Source organism: Brevundimonas sp., from assembly GCF_023259385.1.
Classification (GTDB): domain Bacteria; phylum Pseudomonadota; class Alphaproteobacteria; order Caulobacterales; family Caulobacteraceae; genus Brevundimonas.
Window position 1 is genome coordinate 1 of the sequence record NZ_JAHFPF010000259.1, and the last position, 4,837, is coordinate 4,837.

A 4,837-nucleotide genomic window follows, 5' to 3' on the forward strand; every position below is an offset into this window, starting at 1 on the left:
AGCGACGACAGGGTGGGGCGCGTCAGAGATTGCTGGACCGTGCGGCCGTCGCCCACCCGTCCCGCTTCGCGGTCCACCCTCCCCAGAAGGGGAGGGAGATTTCCTCACCCCGCCTCGGCCACGAATGTCAGGGTGTGGCTGTAGCTGACATAGGGCACCGGTGATCCCGCCGGGGCGGCCATGCGGTGGCGGATCAGGGTCATGTAGGCGCCGGGGCCGGACATTTTCAGCGTGAAGCGGCCGTCGGGGCCGGTGTAGAGGTCAGCCTCGACCTTGCGGCCGTCCCAGCGGCCCGCCTCACGGAAGACGGTGACGGGAGCGTTCGCCAGCGGCCGGCCATTCAGCAGCAGCTCGAACACGGCGTCCTCGCCGGCGATGATGTCGTTGGGGTGGGTGACGGGCTTGAGCTCGAGGCCCTGACCGGTCGTCTGCAGCGCCTCGGTCGAGGGGGCGCCGCGGGTGACGTAGACGTCCGCGACGGTGATGCTCTGGACATCGACCAGCTCGGCGCCGGGTGGGGGCGGGCCGTCTTCCTCGCCGACCATTCTCCAGACGCCGTCCGCGGACTGGTACATCTTGGCGGTGCGGCCCTGACGCGGTCCGGAGGACAGACGGTAGGTGCCGTCCTGGGGAACGGCGGCCTCGAACACGGCGATGTCGCGCAGGTAGGTGACGGCGGTGATCGGCGTGTCGCCGTTGGGACCGACGACGTGGAAGAAGTCCGACCGCATCACGACCTCGGAGGCGAAGACCTCCTCGGTGAAGGAGGCTTCGACGGTGACGTGGTCACGGCCGGTGGCGTCGAAGACGTTGGGCCGCAGATAGGGCTGGTGGGCCAGGGCCGCGCCGCCGCCGTTGAGGGCCAGCATCACCCCGGCGAGGAAGGCGGCGGTCAACTTGGTCTTCGTCATGGTCGGGGTCCCGAATGTTCGGTGGGAAACTATAAGATTGCGAGGCGTTTGCAACGAACAAGGCTTGCGCCGGCCGGAAGTCTCCGGTCAGCCTGCGCCTCCCTGAAGTTCCCGTTTTTGAGGTTCCCATGCCCGTGAAGACCGTCGCCGAGTTCGTCGCCGCCTATAAGGAGAAGGATGTCAGCCCCGACGCCTTCGAGCTGGAGAACCAGTATCTGCTGGAGGTGAAGCTGAACGGCTCGATCTGGGCCAAGGCAGGGGCCATGGTGGCGCGCACCGGGCAGGTGAAATTCACCCGCCAGGGCCTGATGGAGCAGGGCCTCGGCAATCTGCTGAAAAAGGCCGTCAGCGGCGAGGGCATGGTGCTGATGAAGGTGGAGGGGCAGGGCCGCGTCTACCTGGCCGACACCGGCAAGAAGATCACCCTGCTGCGGCTGGACAACGAGACGATCTTCGCCAACGGCAACGACGTGCTGGCGCTGGAAACGAGCATCAGCAACCAGATCACCATGATGAAGCGGGTGGCCGGGATGATGTCCGGCGGCCTGTTCAATGTGAAGCTGAGCGGCAGCGGCATCGTGGCGATCACCAGCCACTATGATCCGCTGATCCTGAAGGTCAGCCGCGAGACCGGGCCGATCTTCACCGACCCGAACGCGACGGTGGCCTGGTCGGGCGGGCTGTCGCCGGAGATCGCGACGGATATCTCGTTCAAGACCTTCGTCGGCCGGGGCTCGGGCGAGAGCATCCAGATGAAGTTCGAGGGCGAGGGCTGGGTCGTGGTCCAGCCGTACGAGGAAACCTACATGCAGGCCGCACAGGGCTGATCCGAAGGCGCGATCTCCTCCCCATTCGCAACGCGAACGGGGAGGAGACACGCGTCACTCCGCCCGTTCCAGCCCGGTGATGGCTTCGGCGATGTCTTCGGCCTTCTTCGCGACGACGGCCTGGGCGTCGTAGAGGGCGCGGTTGTAGAAGAAGGGGCCGATCTCGCGGGCGAGGAAGTCGACCAGCATCTCGGCCGGGAGGTCGCGCAGCTCGACCTCGAACTCGTCCCGGAAATAGGGACGCAGCTTGCCGGCGATGGCGGTCAGCTCCTCGCGGCTGAACTTGATCGGGGTCATGCGGTGGCTTCCGCCAGCGTCTCCTCGGCCTCGATCCAGGCGGCCTCGGCGGCGTCCAGGTCGGCTTGCGTCTTTGCGCGGGCGCGGGTCAGGCCTTCCAGCGCCTTGGGATTGCTGATCGAGGCGTTGGCCATGTCGTCGTCGATGCGGGCGATCTCGGCGGTCAGCTGGGCCATCCGCTCCTCGGCCTTCTTGACCGCATGGCGCAGGGTCGAGGGGGAGGGACCCGAGCGCTTCTCGGCCTTCTTGCCCTTGTTGGGCTGCGCCTCGGCGGCCTTGGCCTCTTCCTTGATCTGGCTGGGCTTCACGGCGGCCATCTTGGCGCGGTCCAGGACGAATTTGGCGTAGTCGTCCATGTCGCCGTCATAGGGCTTCACCGTGCCGTCGGCGGCCAGCCACAGTCGGTCGGCGACCATCTCCATCAGCGAGCGGTCGTGGGTGATCAGGATGACGGCGCCCGAATAGTCGTTCAGCGCGTCGAGCAGGGCGCGGCGGCTGTCGATGTCCAGGTGGTTGGTCGGTTCGTCGAGGATCAGGATGTGCGGCGCGTCCATCGCCACCTGATTGAGCAGCAGGCGGGCGCGCTCGCCGCCGGACAGGGAGGCGACCGTGGTCTCCTGCTTCTCGTAGCCGAGGCCCCACTGGGCCAGCTTGGAGCGGCGGCTGCTCTCGGAGGCCTCGGGCATGGCGCGGCGGATGATCTCCAGCGGCGTGTCCGTCGGGTCCATGGCCTCGATCTGGTGCTGGTGGAACCAGCCCACGCGCATCTTCTTGTCGCGGTGCAGTTCGCCCTCGGAGACGTTGAGCGCGCCGGCGATCATCTTGGCGAAGGTCGACTTGCCAGCGCCGTTGACGCCGAGCAGGCCGATGCGGTCGTCCAGGTCCATGCGCAGGTTGAGATTGCGCAGGATCGGCTTGCCGGTCTCGTAGCCGACGTTGGCGCGTTCCAGCCGGATCAGGGGCGGGGCCAGCGGGCGGGGCGGAGACGGCAGGATGAAGGGGGCGACGCGTTCCTCGATGGTGGTGGAGACCGGTTCCATCTTGGCCAGGCGCTTCATGCGCGACTGGGCCTGGGCGGCCTTGGAGGCCTTGGCCTTGAAGCGGTCGACGAAGGCCTGGAGGTGGGCGCGCTCGGCGTCCTGCTTGGCCTTGGCCGACAGCTGCAGACGGGCCTTCTCGGCGCGAGCCTTTTCGAAGGCGTCGTAGTTGCCCGTGTAGAGCGTGAGCGTGTGGTTCGCCAGGTGCAGGATGTGGGTGCAGACCTCGTTCAGCATCTCGCGGTCGTGGGAGATGATCAGGGCGGTGTGCGGGTATTTCTTGAGGCGGGCCTCAAGCCATAGGGCGCCTTCCAGGTCGAGGTAGTTGGTCGGTTCGTCGAGCAGGAGCATGTCCGGCTCGGCGAACAGGGCCGCCGCCAGGGCGACGCGCATGCGCCAGCCGCCGGAGTATTCCGACATCGGCCGCTGCTGGTTCTCCTGGCTGAAGCCCAGGCCGACGAGGATTTCGGCGGCGCGGGCGGGGGCGGCGTCGGCGTCGATCTCGATCAGGCGGGTCCAGATCTCGCCCATCTCCTCCGGCTCGGCCGTCTCCAGACGGGTGAGCAGGTCGTGGCGCTCGACGTCGGCTTCCAGAATCGTCTCCAGCACGCTGACGGGCGTGGCCGGGTGTTCCTGGTCGACGGAGGCGACGCGGGCGGTCTTGGGCAGGCTGATTTCATCGCCGCCCGCGGCCAGTTCGCCCAGGATCAGCTTGAACAGGGTCGACTTGCCGATCCCGTTGCGGCCGACCAGGCCGACCTTGGCGCCGGGCGGCAGGCTGACGGAGGCGTCCTCGAGGAATTTGCGGCCCCACGCGTTGAAGGTCAGGTCGGTGATCTGGAGCATGGCGGCGGTCGAAATCTCGATACGCCCCTGCGCCCGCGTGGCGCGATGCGCCGGGCGATAGAGGCAAAATTGTGAGGCGGTTGGAAACCGGGGAGGGCGCGTCTATAAGCCCGCGACCTTCAATCTCCCAAACAAGAAGTCACCGTCATGACCGAACGCACCTTCTCGATCATCAAGCCCGACGCCACGCGCCGCAACCTGACCGGCGCGATCAACGCCGTGATCGAGGGCGCCGGCCTGCGCATCGTCGGCCAACGCCGCGTCAAGCTGTCGACCGAACAGGCCCAGAAATTCTACGCCGTGCACAGCGAGCGCCCGTTCTACGGCGAGCTGGTCGAGCAAATGACCGCCGAGCCGGTCGTCGTTCAGGTGCTGGAAGGCCCGAACGCCGTCGCCGCCTACCGTGAAGTCATGGGCGCGACCAATCCGGAACAGGCCGCCGACGGCACGATCCGCAAGCAGTTCGCCCTGTCGATCGGCGAGAACTCGGTCCATGGTTCGGACTCGCTGGAAAACGCCGGCATCGAGATCGCCCAGTTCTTCACCGACGACCAAATCGTCGGCTAAAATGATAAGGCCTTCAGGGGCTTGACCGTTTGAGCGGCCCGTGTCCGGAACCGGACGCGGGCCGCTCTCGTTTTCACCGGGTCTTTCTCCCCAAGGAACCAGAACAATGAAAACGATCCTGAAACTGACACCGGCCATCGGCGCTCTCGCCCTGCTGGCGGCGTGCGGCACGACCATGGAACAGCGCGCCGCCACCGGCGCTATCGGCGGCGCGGTCGCCGGACAGGCGATCGGCGGCAACACCGGCGCGACCGTCGCGGGCGCCGCGATCGGCGCGGCGGCGGGCGCGGCGACCACTCCGCGTCGCCCGAACTAATGCCTCAAGACAATGAAAACGGCCTCGGAGATTGCT

The 4,837-nt window shown here is 67.1% G+C and carries 6 protein-coding genes; 3 read left to right on the forward strand and 3 right to left on the reverse strand.

Annotation, left to right across the window (positions count from 1 at the left end; genetic code table 11):
* Nucleotides 1-104: 104 nt before the first annotated feature.
* Nucleotides 105-911, reverse strand: coding sequence for a DUF4198 domain-containing protein (locus Q0C81_RS16040; RefSeq protein ID WP_291840204.1), 807 nt, complete (start codon nt 909-911; stop codon nt 105-107).
* 128 nt (nt 912-1,039) lie between these two features.
* Here Q0C81_RS16040 and Q0C81_RS16045 point away from each other — a divergent pair, with 128 nt between their 5' ends.
* Nucleotides 1,040-1,738, forward strand: a complete 699-nt coding sequence (locus tag Q0C81_RS16045) for an AIM24 family protein (RefSeq protein WP_291840207.1) — start codon at nt 1,040-1,042, stop codon at nt 1,736-1,738.
* Nucleotides 1,739-1,792: 54 nt separating this feature from the next.
* Here the strand turns inward: Q0C81_RS16045 and Q0C81_RS16050 are convergent, their stop codons facing one another.
* Nucleotides 1,793-2,035: a DUF2164 domain-containing protein gene (locus tag Q0C81_RS16050; protein ID WP_291840210.1), complete on the reverse strand. Its 243-nt coding sequence runs from the start codon at nt 2,033-2,035 to the stop codon at nt 1,793-1,795.
* On the reverse strand, nt 2,032-3,918 hold the full coding sequence (locus Q0C81_RS16055) for an ABC-F family ATP-binding cassette domain-containing protein (RefSeq protein WP_291840213.1): 1,887 nt from the start codon (nt 3,916-3,918) through the stop codon (nt 2,032-2,034). Before Q0C81_RS16055 ends, Q0C81_RS16050 begins: the two co-directional genes overlap by 4 nt.
* Nucleotides 3,919-4,065: 147 nt before the next feature.
* Between Q0C81_RS16055 and ndk the strand changes: the two genes are divergently transcribed.
* Nucleotides 4,066-4,485, forward strand: a complete 420-nt coding sequence (gene ndk / locus Q0C81_RS16060) for a nucleoside-diphosphate kinase (protein WP_291840215.1) — start codon at nt 4,066-4,068, stop codon at nt 4,483-4,485.
* Between the two features lie 106 nt (nt 4,486-4,591).
* Entirely contained in the window at nt 4,592-4,801 is a 210-nt protein-coding gene (locus Q0C81_RS16065; RefSeq protein ID WP_291840218.1) for a hypothetical protein, read from the forward strand.
* Nucleotides 4,802-4,837 lie beyond the last annotated feature (36 nt).

What these genes read in the sequence shown, in the direction of transcription:
- Q0C81_RS16065 (WP_291840218.1), top strand. Translation starts at nt 4,592, where the DNA reads ATGAAAACGATCCTGAAACTGACACCGGCCATCGGCGCTCTCGCCCTG.
- Q0C81_RS16045 (WP_291840207.1), top strand. Translation starts at nt 1,040, where the DNA reads ATGCCCGTGAAGACCGTCGCCGAGTTCGTCGCCGCCTATAAGGAGAAG.
- Q0C81_RS16055 (WP_291840213.1), bottom strand. Translation starts at nt 3,918, where the DNA reads ATGCTCCAGATCACCGACCTGACCTTCAACGCGTGGGGCCGCAAATTC.
- Q0C81_RS16050 (WP_291840210.1), bottom strand. Translation starts at nt 2,035, where the DNA reads ATGACCCCGATCAAGTTCAGCCGCGAGGAGCTGACCGCCATCGCCGGC.
- ndk (WP_291840215.1), top strand. Translation starts at nt 4,066, where the DNA reads ATGACCGAACGCACCTTCTCGATCATCAAGCCCGACGCCACGCGCCGC.
- Q0C81_RS16040 (WP_291840204.1), bottom strand. Translation starts at nt 911, where the DNA reads ATGACGAAGACCAAGTTGACCGCCGCCTTCCTCGCCGGGGTGATGCTG.